Raw genomic sequence first — 19,591 nt, 5'->3', positions numbered from 1 at the left:
AATTGCAGGCGGGAGACGCAATTATGCGTCTCTACATTCAAAAACTGTTGTTTTTAAATAGCCTCTACGGTAAGTAACCTATCTGGGCCCATACTGCAATGCGTAGGGAATTGGCGAGATCTTCTTTTTAGCGATATTATCGGGGGTTACGTACACAAAATCAAGCTTACGGCCACCTTCTTTTTGAAAGTATTCTATCCGAAGGGGATAAAATCCCTTTTTTAGAGGAGCAATGTATGACCGTTGTATATCGGCATCGTGCAAACCATCAAGGTCAATGATCAGCTTGTCATTCAGGTATACTTTGCAGCCATCATCTGATCCCAATCCAAAAATATAATAACCGTCCTGTTTAGCTTCAAATTGCCCAACCATCACTACGCCGAAATTGTTTTGCCGGGGAAGTTTATTGATATCAAAAGTACTGTCGGCTGTACCTTCTTTAACCGGTTTTAACGCCTTAAAGTCGGGCAGTTTATCCCACTGGCCTTCATAATAGGCGTAATGAAAACCGCCGGGCTTGTAGTTGTTCCTGAGTGGTTTTGCGGGCAGGTAAGTGCCCTCCCTGAAATCACCGCTGGTGCTCTTGTCAAATTTAGGACGGCTGGCAATCTGCCTCAAGGTAACTTTTGCAGGGCCGGATAATTCTATTTCGGGTTTTGCAAACGGCGATGTAACCAATGGCTGCGAGCCATCGAATGTATAATGCACTTTTGTGGTATCATTAAAATACCAGATCTTTATGGGCTTATTCTTTAGCACAATGCCGCGGGATGGGTGAAACTCCAGCGGCTTACCGCCATAGTCATTATAAGCAAACCTTAAACCATCATACATATTTTTCAACCTCACGGTCCCGTGCGATTCCTTTGGATACGCTTTAACCACCCACTCAAAACCCTTCGGGGCATCTTTTTTCAGCAGGCTATCCATTGCGTTTATGTTCATCTCCTTCATGCCCTGTCCTTCACGCCCGCCGATATAAAGCGCCTTACCCTTACCTGCAAGCGCAGGCAGCTTCTCTTTAACCTGCTTAAGCATCACGCCATTATCCCACCAATAACTTGGGTCGCCGGCAATATAATTGCTGAAGAGCTGCGGCTCGTTCAGTAAAGCATAAGTAACAAACACGCCGCCGAAAGAGTGGCCGAAAAGGGTATTATCACCATCAGAAGGATAGGTTTTATCAATATAAGGGATCAGCTCCTCTTTAAAAAACTTTAGAAATTTGTCAGCCCCGCCCGATGTTTTATTTCCGTTATTATGGGTCGGCAAAAAATCTCTATCACGGTCAACATTCAGTAGCCCGACAATTATCATTGGCGGCATGGTGTGCTCATCAAAAATAAAATGCTGGATATCGCGCCCTAATTTTATATTCCAGTCGTCAATGATGTACAATACATCATATTTGGTTGCCGAACCGGCTTTATAACCATCGGGCAATATTACCTGAATAACGCGTTTCTCATTTAATATAACCGAATTGATGGAATCGCGTTTACCAGGCAGGTCCTGCGCCTCAGCGCGTCCTGACAAGCTAACTATTACTGCCATAGTAATGGATAGAAAAAGGTAGGTCCTGGTTTTCATAATGGGGGAGGCTTTGATTACTGGTAAGACTATACCTTAGTAAGGATAGTTACACAAAGCAGGCAAAAAACAGCGGTTGGCTCTTTTTACATAGCTAAAAGCAGAATGCACAAAGCCTAAAGCTTAATTCGCTGATTATTAACCCTGTTTAATTACTTGAATTATTAGAGGCTATATAGCTTAATACAGTTCCTTTATTTTTTCTTCGACATTTATTTAGTGCTTAGCTTATTGAACTTGACACTGTAAGTAACCAGGAAATATCGCTTCAATGTATTGTTTTGCACATCGTTAACCGAATTGGTGTTAATGTAACGGTACACGCTCACGTTTTGATTAAAGAGATCATAAACGGAAAGTTTAAGTTCTCCCCGGTCTTTTTTAAGCATTTGCAGGGCCAGGGACGAGCTCACTACGTTAACTCCTTTTTTAAAGCCTGCCGCAACCTGGCTGTTATAATTAAAATCCTGCCTGGTTTCCCAGATGATTTTTTTAGGAAACCTTACCACCAGGCTGTTGCTTATATTGTAGGTAGCTACCCTGATACTCCTGAAATCGTCGTATTGATATTTGGAGTTCGATTGGTTAAAACCAACGCCGGTATTCAGGTCAATCACATCTTTCCAGTTAACATTAATATTTTCACGCAATCCGTATGCAACAGTATTTTGCCAGCCTTCCACATTATTCAGCAAATTAAGGTTTTGGTAATAGTTGCCGTAAAAATTAGCTGATGTGCCGAGCTGCCAGTCTTTTATCTTTTTGAACCCTTTAGAGACACCAACTGAAAAATTATAGCTCGGCCTGCCATCGCGGTTAACGGTGGTACTATTTTGCACCCCGTCTGAGCGAATGGTTTGCTGTGTAATTGCCATGCTTTTTTGCAAAGAAATGTTGCCGTACGAGTAAATACCCAGCTGACTGTTATTAAAGTATTTGAAAAAATTAAAGTAATAGGTATTGCTTATGCCGGGCCTCAAATTTGGATTACCGGTGTAGCTGTACAACGGACTATAAACAATAGTAATAGGCTGCAGGTTTGATACCCCCGGCTGGTTAACACGGCGCTCATAACTCAAGAATATTCCATAAGCTTCGATACGGATTGTTGGCAACAGGAAAAAATAATTTTGAACAAGCCTGCTGGTCGCGAAATTGTTATTGATCTGCTGCCATTGAGTGTTAAGCCCGGCGATGATTTGTGCGTTTTTATTAAGCTGATAAGTGATCCCCGGTTTAATATTCTCGGTCCACAGATCCCGTTTAAGGTCGGAGCTTTGATTAGTGAGCAGCGAATCAAAGCCGCCTGTTTTACGGTCGAAGGTAAAGACCTGGTCGCTGGTTTTATTATATATGCCCGATGTGATAACATCAACAATAAGCTTTTTGGTTAGCGGGTATCGGTAACTAAAATCGAGATTGCCCGAAGCATTGTTTGATGTGCGGGTAGATAACCTATGCAAGCTATCTGATAATTCCGGGCGTTGATAATTAACTACATCATTATTATTGAAATTGTTGTTATGATTAGGGCTAATGCTGAGGTTATGCGAGATAGTGAACGACTCCTTGCTTTTGTTCTTAGATCGTTTATGAAAATAAAAGCTTTGGTTAAATTGCGTTGAATGCCAGTCGCCCACAGAGCCTGATACCGATTTATTCACTGGCATATCAAAATTATTTGAAGTATTGCCCAACGACGAGGATCTGCTATTATTAGAATTATAACTTAATGACGGATTATAGCGCAGGTTCCGGATAGTATCAGGCTTCCACTCCACAAGTCCGCTTATAGTGTGCGTATGATTGTTTGCATACCTGCTGCTTGAAGCACGGGTTAACAGCGTTGTATCCTTCAGAAACTGCTGCTGAAAATTGGCTGATTCAATTTTGTTGTTCCGCTGTGTATAAAAATATTGCAGGTTAAGCTTTAGCTTTTCGCCATAGTTTTGGTTAAGGTTAAACCCTCCGGACGTAATTTTTTCAATGCCGCCGCCCCAGTTTCGGCCGCCGTTAAAGGATGTGTTACCCCCGCTGCGGTCAAAACCACCCTCGGCATTAAGCTCATCGCGAGAGAAAGCTGTATGATTAAGGTTATTGCTTAACCCAATGAGGCTTACCTGCAGCGTATCCCGAAACATATTGAACAATCCGCCGGCCTCGTACCTGTCGCGCGAACCCACACCTCCGAATACCTTACCGAAAACGCTTTTTTTAATGGCCTTTTTAAGTTTGATGTTAATGATCTTCTGCACCTGGGTTTCACTTACCAAATGATCGGGATCGTTTTCCCGGTCGTCATAAACCTGAACCTGTGCAACAATGGCCGCGTCAAGGTTTTTGGTAGCGATCTTAGGGTCCGAGCCAAAAAACTGCTTGCCATCAATCAACAGTTTGCTTACCTGTTTCCCGTTAACGGTAATAGTTCCGTCGCCATCTATTTGTACGCCGGGAAGCTTTTTAAGCAATTCTTCAAGGGCGGCATTGGGGCGGGTTTTGAAAGCGGCAGCATCAAATTCAATGGTGTCTTTTTTTACTTTGACTGGCACCCGCTCTGCACGTACCACCACCTCTTTAAGCATCTTACTGCTGAGGGTAACATTGCCCAGATCAACTATATCGCCTTTTTTAAAATTAAAATTATGGATATAGTTTTGATACCCGGCATAGGAAATAACCAGGCGTACCTGCTTATCAACAGGGAGTCGCTGTAATTCAAAATCCCCGTTCTTTTTACTGAGGGTGTAAGCTATAAGCGAGGTATCTTTCAGGTCGACAACGGCGACGGTACTCAATTCAAGAGCTTGCTTATTCAGGGAATCGGTGACCTTCCCTTTTATTGTGGCCTTTTGGGCAAAGGCCCCGGAAAACAGGCATAACAGTATTAATGAAAGAAAGATGGTTTTCATCCAGGTTTAGGTGCAGACAGGTAAGGTTAATTAAATTGTGTTATAGGTGATGTAGGGCCGTGGTAAATAGGAGACTTAAATCATGAGGTAGTTATAGGGTTTAGATGTTAGCATGTTGGTTAATTTTTTTGATAGACGCGTATTCGACAAATATCAAGCTTAAACGTTTAAAGCATAAAAAACTGCTCCCTCAGCTTAACCACTACATCCATAACCCCGTAGGCAGCATTATATGCTATAAATGTGCTCTAATAACACGAAAGCAGCATTAATATTGCCTGATATGCTACAAAAAGGGGAGATATTTGGGTATTGTAACATTGATTTTACCAAAGTGTCCTTTTTCCCGGAGCCATGCAGAATAAAATTATTTCTTTCTCCGCATTGTTTTTTTGCGATATAAACATCAAACCAAATAAATGAATACAAATGCGATAAAAGTCAAGCATGTCCGCAATAAAATTTTGCCAATTCCGTTTTTAAACTAATATTACGCAAGTAATATTAGTTTGTACCGAATTAATTACCTAAAACCATAACATTATGAAAGCAGCAGAAACCTACAAGTCCATTTATGTAACGTTTTACAGGTGGAATGTTAAAAACTTTGGTCACGGCGGATTGCCAAAAGCCAACGCTCTTTTTGGAGCAAGCTTTTTGATGATCATTTTGCTGGCCATTTTAGTAAGTGTTGCACAGTTATTTTTAACCGCCGGCTGGTTTCAGTTAAGTCCGGTATCCGGCTTAATGATATTACTGGGCGCCACAGGCGCGTTTGTACTTAATTATTTTGTATTGCTGAACAGCCGCTACTTTAAAAAGGTGAATGCCGCTTTTGCGCGCATCAGCAAACACAATCCCAATACATGGTCAATAATGCTGATGGTTTGTGTGATTGTTTCCTGCACCATGCTGCTGGTTGTTTGCCAGGCCGGAACATTTTTAAGATGAGATTAAACAATGTGATTATAAGAAGGCCCGCCGGTACCGGCGGGTTTTTTGTTTTATATGGTCCCGCTTTATCACTTCATCAAAATTCTATATCTTTCGCTTCAATTAAACTTTTATCACTGTGTTGGTTAAAACTTTTGGAAGCGCGGTTTATGGGATACAGGCTATTACCATAACAGTTGAGGTGAATATTGCATCGGGCACAAAATATTTCATTGTGGGCCTGCCCGATGTGGCTGTAAAAGAAAGTTATTTCAGGATAGAATCGGCGCTAAAAAACTGCGGTTTCAGGATGCCCCGCCAGCAGGTAGTGGTTAATATGGCCCCGGCCGATATCAAAAAGGAAGGCTCATCCTATGATCTTACTATTGCTACTGGCGTATTAGCCGCATCCGGCCAGATAGAACCCGAAACCCTTGATAAATTCATCATCATGGGCGAGCTTTCACTCGATGGAAGTCTGCAGCCCATAAAAGGCGCTTTGCCCATAGCCATACAGGCCCGAAAAGATGGCTTTAAAGGGTTTATCCTCCCTAAACAAAACGCCCGTGAAGCAGCCATTGTAAACGATTTGGAAGTTTACGGTGTTGAAAGCATTAAAGACGTCGTTGGCTTTTTTAACGGCACATCCGAGCTTAAGCCCGAAATAGTAAACACCCGTGAAGAGTTTTACGACAGCCTATGCAATTACGACAGCGATTTCAGCGAAGTAAAGGGCCAGGAAAATATTAAGCGTGCCTTGGAGATTGCCGCGGCCGGCGGCCATAATGTGATCCTGATTGGTCCGCCCGGAGCTGGTAAAACCATGCTGGCCCGGAGGCTGCCCTCTATTTTGCCTCCATTAAGCTTATATGAATCGTTAGAAACCACCAAGATCCATTCGGTGGCAGGCAAACTTGCCGCTGCCGATGCCCTGGTAACCATTCGTCCGTTCAGGAGCCCTCACCATACTATTAGCGATGTAGCTTTAGTAGGAGGGGGAAGCAACCCTGCCCCCGGCGAGATCTCTTTGGCCCATAACGGCGTTTTATTTTTAGATGAATTGCCGGAGTTTAAACGCAGCGCGCTGGAAGTAATGCGCCAGCCGCTCGAAGAGCGCCGGGTAACCATATCACGCGCTAAATTTACGGTAGATTATCCCAGTAGTTTTATGCTGGTGGCAAGCATGAACCCCTGTCCATGCGGATATTATAATCATCCCGAAAAAGAATGCATCTGCCCGCCGGGTATGGTACAAAAATACCTGAGCAAAATTTCCGGCCCGCTGCTGGACAGGATAGACCTGCATGTGGAAGTAACACCGGTTAACTTCAGCGAGCTGTCATCTGACCGTGCTGCCGAAAAAAGTGAACTCATCCGCGAACGTGTGATCAGGGCAAGGGAAATCCAGGTAGAGCGTTTCGGCAATCGTCCCGATCTGCATGCCAATGCACAAATGAGCCCTCAAATGGTGCGCGACCTGTGTAAGATCAATGCGGCAGGCCAAACCCTGCTCAAAAAAGCTATGGAAAAACTCGGCCTCTCGGCACGGGCGTACGACCGCATACTGAAAGTATCCCGCACTATTGCCGATCTTTCCGGAAGCGAGGAAATTAAACTGGAACATTTAGCCGAGGCTATTCATTTCAGGAGTTTGGATAGAGAGGGTTGGGCTGGGTAAGGTACAACGAGACAGCGTCTCCGGAAAGAGTAATCCGAACCGGAAACTTCGGACAGCAAGGGTAGCGTTTTTTGGTTTTATTCTTGTTCGGAGAATAAGTACAAGTATAAAGGCAAAAATAAATGATTAGCAACAAATCCATTTCAAGTGTAACAAATAAGAACGATAATCGCATGGCTTATTGGATATCCGTTTCCTGCGTGATCATTATCGGATTTTTTTGTCGAGATTTTATTGAATTGATTTGGGGTCTATTGGGATTTGTAATACTTTTTACAGCAATCTCATACATTTCAAAGACTATAATTTTAACTGAAAATTCTATAATTATTCAGAGCATTTTCGGGAAAGACATTACAAAAGATGTAAATCAATGCATGCATTTAACAACCTCTTGGCTCCTGATAAACAGAATGAAATTGGAGTTTATTGATGGTAGCCGGTATTTATTTAACGGAAACTCCTCTGACAAAGTTGTGAAAGAACTAACCAGAATTATTGCTCAACGCACTCCGGCACAAGTATGAAAATCTGGCGATTTGTACCTTTACCATATATCCCGCACTATCGCTGATCTTTCAGTGAGTGAGGAGAATAAACCGGAGCATTTAACTGAGGCTATTCATTTCAGGAGTTTGGATAGAGAGGGTTGGGCTGGGTAAAGATGAGATACTTATGGGGACTTTTAATATTTTAAAAAAAGAAATAAAATGTGGAAACTGCGATCAGGTACGCCCGGTTGTTATTCAATTTCGTTTTGGCGATACCTGGCAACTCGTATATCAGCTGGGTGAAAAACTGATTTGGGGAGGTAATGATATCGGCAAAGCTAATTTGAATGTTGTTAATGTTTATGGGTATAGTGGAGATAACCTCTGCCCTCATTGCAATAAGTTTTTTGAAGAAGAAGAGTTTGATATAAGAATAGAACGCGACTTTATAACGGCTGTATCTGCAATGAAAAACTATAAAAAATATCGGGAGAACGAAGATGATGAGTATTACGAAGTGAATGATTAGATCAGCCCCCGCCCCACTGGCGCAAGTATGAAGGGATGGCAATGTGTGAAAAGGCTACTTGTGCTAAATATTCGAAAATATGAGTACCAAATACAAATTTCACGATCAGGATAAATTATACTTTGTAAGCTTTTCTGTTGTGTATTGGATAGACCTTTTCATAAGAAATGAATACAAACAGGTATTGCTTGACAGTTGGAGGCATTGTCAAAAGCATAAGGGTCTTGAAATATATGGATGGTGTGTTATGACCAGTCATGTTCACATGATTATTGGAAGCAACAGCAATAAATTGGAGGACATATTGCGTGATATGAAAAAACACACCGCAGCCATATTACGAAGTACAATTGAAAACAATCCTATTGAAAGCCGAAAGGAATGGCTTTTATGGCTGATGAAACGCGCCGGAACGAAAAACAGTAATAACGAAAAGTTTCAATTATGGCAACAGGACAATCATCCCATTATGCTTTTTAACCATAAAGTATTGCATCAAAAATTAGATTACATTCATAACAACCCAGTAGAGGCCGGATTTGTAGAAAAACCTGAAGATTACTTATACAGCAGCGCACGGGATTACTATGATTTACCGGGCTTGGTTGATATTTTATTAGTCGATCCGTTACTGGCTTAAATTATAGAAAAACTAAGAAGGCACAAGTAACTGCCCGCCAGCCACCCTTCATACTTGCGCCAGTAAAGTGAAGGATGTTATTACGAAGTAACTGATTAAAACTCTCAAATAAAAAAACTTAAATATGTACACCGACTTCGACCAGCAAGCCTTTGATATTGATTGGTATTTAACCAACGGAAAAGAAGTCGCCTTTATGATATCTGCTGGTACTTGTTTACCGCGGTCTGTTGCGGAATCTGCTCGAAACAATATGGTATTGCAGGAATACTTTGAGGGCTTGCCATATACAACCAAGTTTGTTATTAACCCTGATCTGGAGAACATCATAAATTCAGAGGCAGACGAGCAGTATCTATCGTCTTTTATAAACATGGCAATGAAAGGACTTTATGCTTTCGACAAAACAAACTTAGGTCTTTTTAACGATCCGAATTATCATTTAGTGGCAACGCCGGTTACTCCGCTAAATGTAAATTTATTGCCGGCTGAGATCGCAAACATCATCATGAAAACGCGGTTAAATGGCCCAATGGGTTTAAAGTTTGATATTTCTATTTTAAAATGACAACCAAACCTTTACTCCTTATCACTATAGCAGCACTAACAATTTTTTCAAGCTCCTGCAAAACCTATTACATGCCTGTTGGTACTTTCCTGGAGCAGGTGCCAACCCTGGAAACGGTGAATTTAAGACAGGTTACCGCCCAGGACCCTCTTGGGCATAAGCATACCTATAGTGTTTATCCTATTGATTCGATTAAATGTTTCGACAAAGACGGAACTCCTTACAAGTTAAAGAACGGGCCATCTATTGAAATACGTTTTACAGATATCAATGGCAAGCGATCAACCTTTTACTTCGACCGCACCTGGGTTATCCAGGACTCTGTTATCGGTGTTCAGTCAAAGATTCTTTCAGTGAAAAAAGCAATACCGGTAAGTACTATTAAAACAATTGAAGTACAAGATGGGCAAAAAAAATACAAATACATTAACCAGTAGGCCAATATAAAGTTGGCCCATACAACAGCTAATTTGGAATTTAATAACGGGCAATACAAAACTATTCAATTGCCGGCGAAGCCGGGGCTGATGCCCGGCACGGGCAAATTGGGATATGCAGCTTAGCAGTTTACCTGCAAAACTTTAAGCCATACAGCCAACTGTACTATTATATTAAATAGCCAGTTAACTTAAAAGAAGCATGGCCCCCGGTTGCTGCCAATCGGAAATTTGTTAACCCTGCCATGCACATGATCGCAATGTGTATGATCGCGATACATTTTTTGATGAGATGGCGGGCAATTTACCTGTAATGGTTGGGTAGTTTCAGTCTTATCAGGCTGACAAACTATCGTAGCTTGTTTTTTCATAACGACTTCTCCCTATGTTAGGTGACATTGATAATTGATATAATAAATTTAACTATAAAAGCACTTATTTACAATAGCTTTTATCAGAAAAATAATATTAAAAAAATCACGAGCTAAACTCGAAAGTGCAAGTAGCTATTGCCCGCAGGCAAACCCTGCATATTTACGCCAGTAAAGGAAAAAAATCATTTGTTACATCTCAGATAAATAAACAGCCGGAGCAAATAATATATACTCCGGGCTGTTTAAATAAGTATAGCGTCCCTGTATTTACTTCCCTTTCCAAAACTGCAGGTAATGCAGGTTGTACCCTCCGTTATTAGCTAATATCTTTATTTTGTTGGCGCCTGCCTTTAAAGCAATATTTTTAACAGCAATAACCTGCCATTTTTTTGGCCCGCCGGTGTTGGGAACCACCACTTCTTTTGCCTGGGTTATATTATTAACTAAAACAGATAGTTTGGCATCATCAGTGGCGGATGCCGCTTTGAGGCTTAGGGAGTATATGCCCGGTGTTTTAACCTGTATTGTGTACTGGGTCCATTCTTTGGTTTCAATATGATCTACATAGTAACTGTCATACTTCGTAGAATCTTTGCTGATATCAACGCCGTCGTTCCGGTAAATATGGCCTTTGTTGCCTACGCCGGGTTTGCCTGAAGTATGATAGTCGGCGGTATCGGTGTCGAAATAAGCATAGCCATTGCGGCCCAGGTCATAATCAACAGCATTGATCACGGTGCCGTTGCCAATTTTGTTGGCTTTAAAGGGCTTAGTAACGGTTGTGTGCGGCTGCCTGAAAATAGCATCGACGACATCATGATGGATAATGGTATTTTCTAATTTAGCATACGTAGCCAGCTCAAGGGTGCCGCTATACGTATTGCTCTCGTTAGGTTTATTCCTGCCGGTGTTCAGGTACCTTGCCACATCATCATAGTTCAGATTTGAACGGATCTCCATCGGGTTATTATTGCCCAGCTTTTTCAATGGCCATAATGACCAGCCAATGTTATTTTTTTCTAATAAGCCTATAGCTTCGGTAAGCCAGGTATTTGAGTTTTCGCCGGTTTCGCCCAGCCATACCGGTATATTATACTGGTCGCGTGTTTTTACGATATGCTCAACAGACTTCTGATCGTTAAAATTCCAGTACTTATGAAAGCTCAGCACCATGTTTTTATCCCATTGGGGTAAAATACCGTTATAGTTATTGCCCCAACCGTTGCCCTCAATAATAATAATGTGTTTTTTATCTACCTCGCGAATGGCAGCAGTAATATCAACCATCAGTTTTCTTAGCGGACCGTTTGTTTTTTCCTTCAGTCCGTTTTTATCATTTTGAGGATCATCAAAACCCCAGTTTGGCTCGTTGATAATATCATAAGCGCCTATGTAAGGTTCGTTTTTATACCGTTCGGCCAGTTTACGCCAAAGGGCGATGGTTTTTTGCTTATTAGCCTCGCTGTCCCAAAGTGATGGTTTATCCGGGTCGCGGTCGGAGATGTTCAGGTCGTTGCCTTGTCCGCCGGGGGCGGCATGCAGGTCAAGGATCAGGTACATGTGGTTCGCTTTACACCAGGCCAGTAAGTCATCGGTCATTTTAAACCCTTTATCCAGCCAGGTGTTTTTACCGGCAACGGGCTCCTTATCAACCGGCAAGGTGTAAAGGTTATAATGCATCGGCAGGCGAATAGAATTAAATCCCCAGCGTTTCATCGAGTCTACATCAATTTTGCGGGTATTGTTGGCCAGCCAGATATCATAAAACTCCTTAGTTTCGGCCGGGCCCATTAGCTCTTCCAGCCTTTCACGAATGCGGTACTGCCGGCTGTCTTTGTTAATGTGCAGCATATAGCCTTCCTGTAGCATCCATCCCCCTAAACCCATCCCTCGCAGCAATACATTCTGCCCCTTTTCATCAACTATTTTTTTTCCTTCGGCTTTTAAAAAGCCGGTTTGCGCATTTCCTTGTAACGAGACAAATAATGCAGGAGCTGCGGCCAGCATAACTTTAATCCCAGAGCTCACCTTTATATTTTTTATTAACGATGTTAACATGTTGTTGTGCATTTAAATTTTCTAAACCGGTTTATATTACCAGATATACGTTCCAACCGAACCTTTATCAAGTTTAACAGCTAATACTTTTCCCTGGTACTGGATGTTAAAATCCTGCGCGCCATCGCTGGTGTTGGCTACGATAAGTACTTTTTTGCCATCGGGGGTTTTGAAAGCCACATTAGGTAAAGTATCCATATTGTTTGATGCAATACGTACTGAACCCGGACGTACAAATTTGGAAGCGTGAGCAATTGAATAATAAGCGATGTTCTTCTTTACTTGGTTTTTATCAATGGTAACGGCGCCCTGGCACATTGGGCAGCCGCCCCTGTCGGTGTAGGGCTTATATTCAGGGTCAGCGGCAAGGTTCCATTCCAGTACGTTACGGCTCCAGTTGCGGGTTGCGCCAATAATAAGGCTTTTTACCGGCCAGGCTATGTTGATGGTACTTTGATTTTCAGGCTCAACGGTCATCTGCTCGGTAAAGTAAATGTTTTTATCAGGATGGGCGTTGTGCACATCGGTAAGGGCCGAGATATCGCCGCCATACAGGTGAAAGCCCGAACCATCCACATATTTACGGGCAGCCGGGTCGTTCAATATCGAAATAGGGTAATCGGGCCTGTCGGCATTATGATCGTAAACAATGATCTTTGTTTTGATGCCTGCCGCCTTAAACGCTGGGCCAAGGTTGTTTTTGATAAAGTCGGCTTCGTCGGGCGCAACCATCAGCAAGCTGGGGTTATTGCCCGGGTGTAATGGCTCATTTTGAATGGTGATGGCATCGATATTAATTCCATTGGCCTTCATCGCCTGGATATATTTAACCAGGTATTTTGCATACACCGGGTAACAATCGGGTTTTAACCTGCCGCCGCGGGTATCATTATTGGTTTTCATCCAGGCCGGCGGCGACCATGGCGAACCCAATACCTTGATTGCCGGATTAATTGCCAGGATCTGTTTCATTACCGGAATCACATCGGTTTTATCCGGGCCAAGGTTAAAATGTTTTAACGTTGGATCTGTCTGGCCTTTGGGCATATCATCATAGGAGAATACTTTCTCGTTCAGATCGGATGCGCCAATACTCAGCCTTAAATAACTGATACCAATATCATTCCCTGTAACCGCGAAAAGATTTTTAAGCAGCGCGGCCCGGCTTTCGGCATTCATGCGGATGATGTGCATAGCGCTGCCCCCGGTTAATGCAAATCCAAACCCGTCTATCGGCTGGTAATGTTGCTTATCATTAACAGTAATAGTAGTGCCGCCGGCGTTCCCGGTTTTAAAAGTAAGCGGCACTTTTTGCTGCTCAAAAAGTGCCGATCTGTCGGCCCGGGTAAGCCATAAGCTTGCCTTTGTTTGCGCGTTTATTGCAGCGGCCGGGCCAAGCAGCATGGCGCCCAATAAAATCGATTTGATTTGCATGTTCATGAAACAGGATTTACAGGTTTATTTGTTGGATAACAGGAATTAATACGGCTGTTAAAATTGGATGAGTAAAAATATTACTGTTTTTAATAAAACGTAGTAATTAATCGGTTACAAAGTCAATAATTAAATTTTGTAGTGGTTAAGAAGTAGTTTACCCATAGGGTTAATTTAAATCAGGGCGATATAAAGTCTTGTTTAACTGCGCAAATTTAATTTGCAATTTAAAACATTTGTTTTTATGAAAAGATTTCTATAAATTCACATACAACTATCCAATGAATACTCCATCTAAAAAAATTGTCATATTTGATGACGACGAGGACATCCTTTCTATTTGCAGTTATATTTTGGAGGAACAAGGGTGGGAAGTGCACACATTTAGCGACTGCAATAACATTGTTGAAAAGGTTTCGGGCATTTTGCCTGATGTGATCATGATGGATAACTGGATCCCCGATTCGGGCGGGATCATTGCCACGCAAACCCTCAAAAAAACCGAAGGGCTTAAAGAAATACCGGTAATTTATTTTTCGGCAAACAGCGATATCCAGATCCTGGCCAACCATGCCGGCGCCCAAAGCTATTTAGCCAAACCATTTGATCTGGAAGACCTGGAAAAGGTGATCAACAGGGTGATAGCGGCGTAGGTGGGATAGCTATTATGCCATAAATTTTTTCTTAGGGATAGTGCAAAGGGCTGCGTTAGTGATAGGAGCGGATACCGGCCTTGTGGCTAATGCCGGTGCAGTATGAGCGTATAGCACGGGCCGCAGGCAACGCCCATATTTTTCATACCGATCAAAAAATATATTTAATTTATAACTATCCGTAACAAAAAAAGAGGGTCAAACAATGACAGCCCTCATTAAAAACCGCTTCTATTTCTTTTCCTCAAACGATGCCAGCAGGTTTATATTCGGGTCTACCTTAACATCTGCCGGTTTGGCTTTTACCCGGAAACGGGCTGTTGTCGATTTCTCTTTTACCGGCACAGTTAACAGCTGCCCGTCAACAGACACCTCCAGCGGCAAATTGTAAACATAGGCCTGGTTTTGGGTTACATTTATGGTAATGTAACCATCCTTTTCATTATACTTCCAGCTAACCGCCAAATTTGGGTGCCCGGCGTTGCGCAGCCATTGCGTAAAAAACTGTTTCAGGTCCTTGCCGCTGGTTTGTTCCATTACCCGCCTCAAATCATCGGTATTGGCATTGCTGCCCTGGTATTTTGAATAATAGTTTCTTACCCCTTTCCAAAAAACATCATCGCCCAGTTTGCGCCTCAGCATGTGCAGTACCCAACCGCCTTTTTCGTAACTATTGGCATTAAGCAGCTGCATAAATTTTGTTTTAACAGCGGTATCAACCACGGGCGTTAAACGCTCTTTTTCAAAATCCAGCACTTTTTTACGCTGGCCGATAAGGCGCGTTTTTAAGGTATCGGCCCCGTATTTATTTTCGAGATAAAGATTGGTCATATAAGTAGCAAAGCCTTCACTTAACCAAAGGTGGCCAAAGCTTTTCTCGCTGGCGCCATCGCCAAACCACTGGTGGGCAATTTCATGCGCCATTAATTCCTCTATATCCGGACTTTTAACCGATTCTTCAAAGTAGAATATGGCACCGGCATTTTCCATACCGCCAAAAATGGTTTTCGACTGCACGTTGGCCAATTTTTCGTAGCTGTAAGGGCCAACATTTTTTATAAAGTAGGGGAGAATGTTTTTAGCTACAGCATAGCTTTTAAACCCAACCTCTTTACTTTCCGGAAAAACATAGGTAAAAACCGGGATTCCGTTAACATCACCGGGGCGGTCAACTGCAAACTCAGCTACGCCTATAACCATTACTTTGGTAGGCAGCGCAACGGCTTCAACCCAATGGGTTAGTTTGAGCTTTCCGTCGAGTTGCTTTTCTTCGGTTTGCAGCCCGTTTGATACTACCTGGTAATGATCGGGCGCGGTTACAATAAAATCAACCGTGGCTTTGTCGGCAATATTATCAACGCAGGGGAGCCAGTTGTGGGCCCGGTTAGGCCAGTTATCACCAAAAAACGTGCGGTGCCCGAATGCGTTGGTCGAGATGATCAACCCATCGGCCGGGATGCCGCTATAACTTATCGTATAATCGCGGGTGTTCCCTTTATAGGCGCGGGTATTGATCTTTAGCTGTTCATCGTCCTGGGTAAACTTTACCGGCTTCCCGTTTTCGGTCACTGCCGATACCAGCATGCCTTTACCCTCAGCATTCTTTTTCACCAGGTCGAGGCTAAACCCTTCCGCGCCGTTCAAAAACTTTATAGAAACCGTGGCCTTTCCCTCTATATTATTATCGGCGTCATTAAGTTTAATATCAAACGTATAATGTTTAACATCAATCTGCGCCCCTGGAACCTGGGCAAATGCCGGCATGGTAAACAGGGCCGGTAACAATAAAAGAACAAAAAATATCCTGCGCATAGCCTTGGTTCAGTTTGTTTTGTACTGCAACAAAGCTAATAAAAACAAGCTGTTATCCGCCCTTCCCGGCCATATGGTTTATCACATTTTTACATTGCTAAAACGTTACATTAACCCCTGTGGTGAACAAAAAGTAAAGCCCGTTCATTTTGGTGTTTTTTACATAATCAACCTGGTTAAATGGCTTGATGAGGTAGGGCGTAAAGAGGATTTGCCACTTGTTAATAGCATAGGTTAAAGGCAACGATCCGCTGAAAGCAAGCAGCTTATATTGCCTTACCTCGCGCTGGTTTTGCTGCGTTACCGTTTGCGTTATGATAGTTTGCTTTGGCTGACTGGGAAACAGGATATTAATAGGTGTTTGCTGCTGGGGCTGCTCTATCGAGCGGGTAACCTGCGATTCGGTATAATAAGTTTGGTAGAACGATTGTGTACCGGCATAAAGCGTGGCGGTAGGAGTAACTTTTAGCCCGCTTTTTTTATCCACTCCTGTTTTCAGGGCAAAAATTTCTTTTGATAATTCGGCCGTATTAACAACGTCATTACTGTTATTTTTATTAAACCTATAGCTGATGCCCGCGGTAAATTTTACAATATCATCCGGATTAGCATACAACTGCCCGTCGAGCGTGGCATTAAATGAAGAAAGTATTATGGGACTGCTTTTGGTGATAAAATATTTGGTGGCCGATACATTGCCTCCATAATACCGTTTTGCATCAAACGCGAAAACATAGCCCGGCGTAACGCTAAGGCCTTCGGTGCCTGATTTGGAGCCATTAAGATCAAAATAGCCGATAGCGTTTACAAAAAAGCCCTGCTTGCTAACTAATGTAACCGAGGGAAGAAGCACCGGAACACTGCTTTCATCGCGCCGGCCGGCATAGGTAAGGTTTGAAAGATATTGCAAACCCGCATTTACAAACAACTCTTTTGTTTTTGCCACGGTATCAGGTTTTTGCTGGGCATAAACCGCAGGGCCGGCCAAAGCCAGCAGCAGGATAAGTTTAAGTTTTTTCATAGCTAATGTTGAATAAAAAAAGTGCGGATAATCAAAAAGGCCGGTGCCGGCCTTTTTGATTTAATGTATGTAAATACTATTACTGTTTGGCAGCGCTCAGCTTGGCTGAACTCTTGCCCGAAGTTTTAACAGTAACGCTTTTCTTTCCCGCCTTTACAGCAGTACTGGAAGCGCTGCTATTTGAGAACCCGGTATTTAGCTTTTTAGAGCCCGCTGCCACGTTACCTGTGCTGTTCAGGTTACCGGACGAGGTAACACTCACATTTTTGCTAACAGCATCGGCGCTATTACCTGCGGCCACCGCTGTTTTACCTGTAGTTGTTGTAGCGCCAGCCCTTAAAGCGGCAGCATTGCTGCTTACTTTTTCGGTAGTGTTAGTGGCAACACCTTCGGTTGTGGTTAATGCTTTTTCGCCTGTTGCTGTTACTCCTGTTGCATTCACAGTACCTGCGGCTGAGGTATTGCTGCTAACGCCGGCTTGTGCAGCTGTTGTACCTGCCGTAGCATTTACGGTTGAGGCAACGTTGCTGTTAACATTAGCGGCCTCACTGGCGGCAACGCCCGTTACGGCCTGGTTGGTGGTAGCCTGGGTTTGAGCGGCTGTCCGCGCTGCTACACTTTGAGCCTGTGTTGCAGCCTGGTTGGTTACGGTTGAGGTTGTGTTAACCGCTTTTTGCGCTATAGATGCCGCATTCACAGTTGGTGTAGCTACCCGCGTAGCTATTTTAGTTGCGGTAGTTGCTCCAAGATTAACCTGGGCCGAACCAACTTTAAATGCAAATAACGCGGCGGTCAATAAAACGGGTTTAATTAACTTTTTCATGATTAGTTTTTTAGTTCATTAATATATGAGGGGTGGGGTAAATTTGGGGCCCTCATCTGTTCGCTGCAGTAAAACAAAGCAAGTGCCATTGCACAGTAAATGACATTTTAATGACTTCCGGCATCTAAAAGTGTGAAATTGTGTATAATAAATTATACATATGTTCATTTTGTTCATCAGCAATGGGGCAAAAAAAACGCCCCTTGCTTTTGGCAAGAGACGTTCTTTTTATAGGATATACCTACTTTACATTTTAGGCATCCTGCGCATCATGTTGGCCATAGCAGCGGGATTGCTCATTTGCTTCATCACCTTTTTCATATCATCAAACTGCTTCATGAGGCGGTTAACTTCCTGTAAATCGGTGCCCGAACCTTTGGCTATACGGTTACGGCGGCTTTGATTAATGGTTTCAGGGTTAGCTTTTTCAAACGGTGTCATAGATTGAATAATGGCCTCTATCGCTTTAAACGCGTTATCATCAACCTCAACGTCCTTCATCATTTTACCCACGCCAGGTATCATGCCCATCAGATCTTTCATGTTACCCATTTTCTTGATCTGCTGGATCTGGCCGTAAAAGTCGTTAAAGTCGAACTTGTTCTTGCGGATCTTCTTCTGAAGCTCGGCTGCTTCCTTCTCGTCAAACTGCTGCTGAGCGCGTTCAACCAACGACACCACGTCGCCCATGCCCAGGATCCTTGATGCCATACGATCAGGGTGGAAAACGTCAAGCGCTTCCATCTTCTCGCCGGTACCAATAAATTTGATAGGTTTATTAACAACCGATTTGATTGATAATGCAGCACCACCGCGGGTATCACCATCAAGCTTGGTTAATACCACACCGGTAAAGTCCAGGCGGTCATTAAACACTTTAGCAGTATTCACAGCATCCTGACCGGTCATGGAGTCAACCACAAACAGGATCTCGTGTGGTTTTACGGCATCTTTTACCTGCTCAATCTCCACCATCATGGCCTCGTCAATAGCCAAACGGCCGGCGGTGTCAATAATCACCACGTTATTACCGTTCTGCTTAGCCTGGGCTATACCTTCGCGGGCAATAGCAACCGGGTCTTTCGAGTCGCGATTGGCATACACCGGGATACCTATTTGCTGGCCTAAAACCTCCAGCTGATCAATAGCCGCCGGACGGTAAATATCATCAGCAACCAGTAATGGTTTTTTATTGCGTTGTGTTTTTAAATAATTGGCAAGCTTACCGGTAAAGGTTGTTTTACCAGCACCATTCAAGCCGGCAATAAGGATGATGGTAGGAGTAGCCGGAAAATTCAGATCGGCCGTTGTACCGCCCATCAACGCGGTAAGCTCATCGTTCATGAGCTTGGTAAGCAGCTGGCCTGGCGAAATAGATGTTAATACATTATTACCAAGCGCTTTTTGCCTTACATCATCGGTAAATGCTTTGGCGGTTTTATAGTTAACGTCGGCATCAAGAAGGGCCTTGCGGATCTCCTTCATAGTTTCGGCCACGTTTATTTCAGTAATAGTTCCCTGACCCTTCAGGACCTTGAACGCCCTGTCGAGTTTATCCGAAAGATTTTCAAACATTATATTAAAAAACTTTAATCCTTTTTATAAGAATGCAAAGGTATGATTTTGAACTATATTAAC

The 19,591-nt window shown here is 43.0% G+C and carries 15 protein-coding genes and 1 pseudogene; 8 read left to right on the top strand and 8 right to left on the bottom strand.

What is annotated here, in order from left to right:
• Positions 1–78: 78 nt before the first annotated feature.
• A complete protein-coding gene (locus ACP26M_RS22020; protein WP_426583323.1) occupies positions 79–1,557 on the bottom strand; it encodes a PA14 domain-containing protein in 1,479 nt (492 codons plus the stop codon).
• A gap of 248 nt (positions 1,558–1,805) precedes the next feature.
• Positions 1,806–4,502 carry an outer membrane beta-barrel protein gene (locus ACP26M_RS22015; RefSeq protein ID WP_426583321.1) on the bottom strand — a complete coding sequence of 899 codons (2,697 nt, stop codon included), beginning with the start codon at positions 4,500–4,502 and terminating at the stop codon, positions 1,806–1,808.
• A 543-nt stretch (positions 4,503–5,045) separates the two neighbouring features.
• Here ACP26M_RS22015 and ACP26M_RS22010 point away from each other — a divergent pair.
• The 7 genes and pseudogenes from ACP26M_RS22010 to ACP26M_RS21980 all read left to right on the top strand — a co-directional run bounded on the left by ACP26M_RS22010 (position 5,046) and on the right by ACP26M_RS21980 (position 9,778).
• Entirely contained in the window at positions 5,046–5,453 is a 408-nt protein-coding gene (locus ACP26M_RS22010; RefSeq protein WP_176626232.1) for a hypothetical protein, read from the top strand.
• A gap of 121 nt (positions 5,454–5,574) precedes the next feature.
• Positions 5,575–7,113, top strand: a complete 1,539-nt coding sequence (locus ACP26M_RS22005; protein ID WP_090532677.1) for a YifB family Mg chelatase-like AAA ATPase — start codon at positions 5,575–5,577, stop codon at positions 7,111–7,113.
• A gap of 554 nt (positions 7,114–7,667) precedes the next feature.
• Positions 7,668–7,775, top strand: a pseudogene (locus ACP26M_RS22000) (ATP-binding protein); the annotation flags it as partial.
• A 13-nt stretch (positions 7,776–7,788) separates the two neighbouring features.
• A complete protein-coding gene (locus ACP26M_RS21995) occupies positions 7,789–8,133 on the top strand; it encodes a hypothetical protein (protein ID WP_426583318.1) in 345 nt (114 codons plus the stop codon).
• Between the two features lie 79 nt (positions 8,134–8,212).
• Positions 8,213–8,773 carry an REP-associated tyrosine transposase gene (locus ACP26M_RS21990; RefSeq protein ID WP_426583316.1) on the top strand — a complete coding sequence of 187 codons (561 nt, stop codon included), beginning with the start codon at positions 8,213–8,215 and terminating at the stop codon, positions 8,771–8,773.
• A gap of 124 nt (positions 8,774–8,897) precedes the next feature.
• Entirely contained in the window at positions 8,898–9,341 is a 444-nt protein-coding gene (locus tag ACP26M_RS21985; protein ID WP_426583314.1) for a hypothetical protein, read from the top strand.
• Complete coding sequence (locus ACP26M_RS21980) at positions 9,338–9,778, top strand: hypothetical protein (protein ID WP_426583312.1); 441 nt, start codon at positions 9,338–9,340, stop codon at positions 9,776–9,778. The genes ACP26M_RS21985 and ACP26M_RS21980 overlap by 4 nt, the downstream gene beginning before the upstream one ends.
• A gap of 641 nt (positions 9,779–10,419) precedes the next feature.
• On the opposite strand, the gene ACP26M_RS21975 is transcribed toward ACP26M_RS21980, so the two are convergent.
• Positions 10,420–12,210, bottom strand: a complete 1,791-nt coding sequence (locus ACP26M_RS21975; protein WP_426583310.1) for a cellulase family glycosylhydrolase — start codon at positions 12,208–12,210, stop codon at positions 10,420–10,422.
• 36 nt (positions 12,211–12,246) lie between these two features.
• Complete coding sequence (locus tag ACP26M_RS21970) at positions 12,247–13,650, bottom strand: glycoside hydrolase family 30 protein (RefSeq protein ID WP_426583308.1); 1,404 nt, start codon at positions 13,648–13,650, stop codon at positions 12,247–12,249.
• Positions 13,651–13,925: 275 nt separating this feature from the next.
• Between ACP26M_RS21970 and ACP26M_RS21965 the strand changes: the two genes are divergently transcribed.
• Positions 13,926–14,297 carry a response regulator gene (locus tag ACP26M_RS21965; RefSeq protein WP_090532688.1) on the top strand — a complete coding sequence of 124 codons (372 nt, stop codon included), beginning with the start codon at positions 13,926–13,928 and terminating at the stop codon, positions 14,295–14,297.
• A 231-nt stretch (positions 14,298–14,528) separates the two neighbouring features.
• Here ACP26M_RS21965 and ACP26M_RS21960 read toward each other — a convergent pair whose 3' ends face one another.
• From ACP26M_RS21960 to ffh, 4 genes are all read right to left on the bottom strand, one after another.
• Positions 14,529–16,109, bottom strand: a complete 1,581-nt coding sequence (locus ACP26M_RS21960; RefSeq protein WP_426583305.1) for a M1 family metallopeptidase — start codon at positions 16,107–16,109, stop codon at positions 14,529–14,531.
• A gap of 97 nt (positions 16,110–16,206) precedes the next feature.
• Positions 16,207–17,130: a hypothetical protein gene (locus tag ACP26M_RS21955; RefSeq protein ID WP_426583303.1), complete on the bottom strand. Its 924-nt coding sequence runs from the start codon at positions 17,128–17,130 to the stop codon at positions 16,207–16,209.
• A 79-nt stretch (positions 17,131–17,209) separates the two neighbouring features.
• Positions 17,210–17,953, bottom strand: a complete 744-nt coding sequence (locus tag ACP26M_RS21950; RefSeq protein ID WP_426583301.1) for a hypothetical protein — start codon at positions 17,951–17,953, stop codon at positions 17,210–17,212.
• A gap of 246 nt (positions 17,954–18,199) precedes the next feature.
• Positions 18,200–19,528, bottom strand: coding sequence for a signal recognition particle protein (gene ffh, locus ACP26M_RS21945; protein ID WP_090532696.1), 1,329 nt, complete (start codon positions 19,526–19,528; stop codon positions 18,200–18,202).
• Positions 19,529–19,591 lie beyond the last annotated feature (63 nt).

The organism is Mucilaginibacter sp. R-33 (assembly GCF_049949235.1).
GTDB lineage: Bacteria > Bacteroidota > Bacteroidia > Sphingobacteriales > Sphingobacteriaceae > Mucilaginibacter.
Note: the sequence above shows the minus strand (reverse complement) of the source record. Positions and strands in the feature narration are given on the sequence as shown.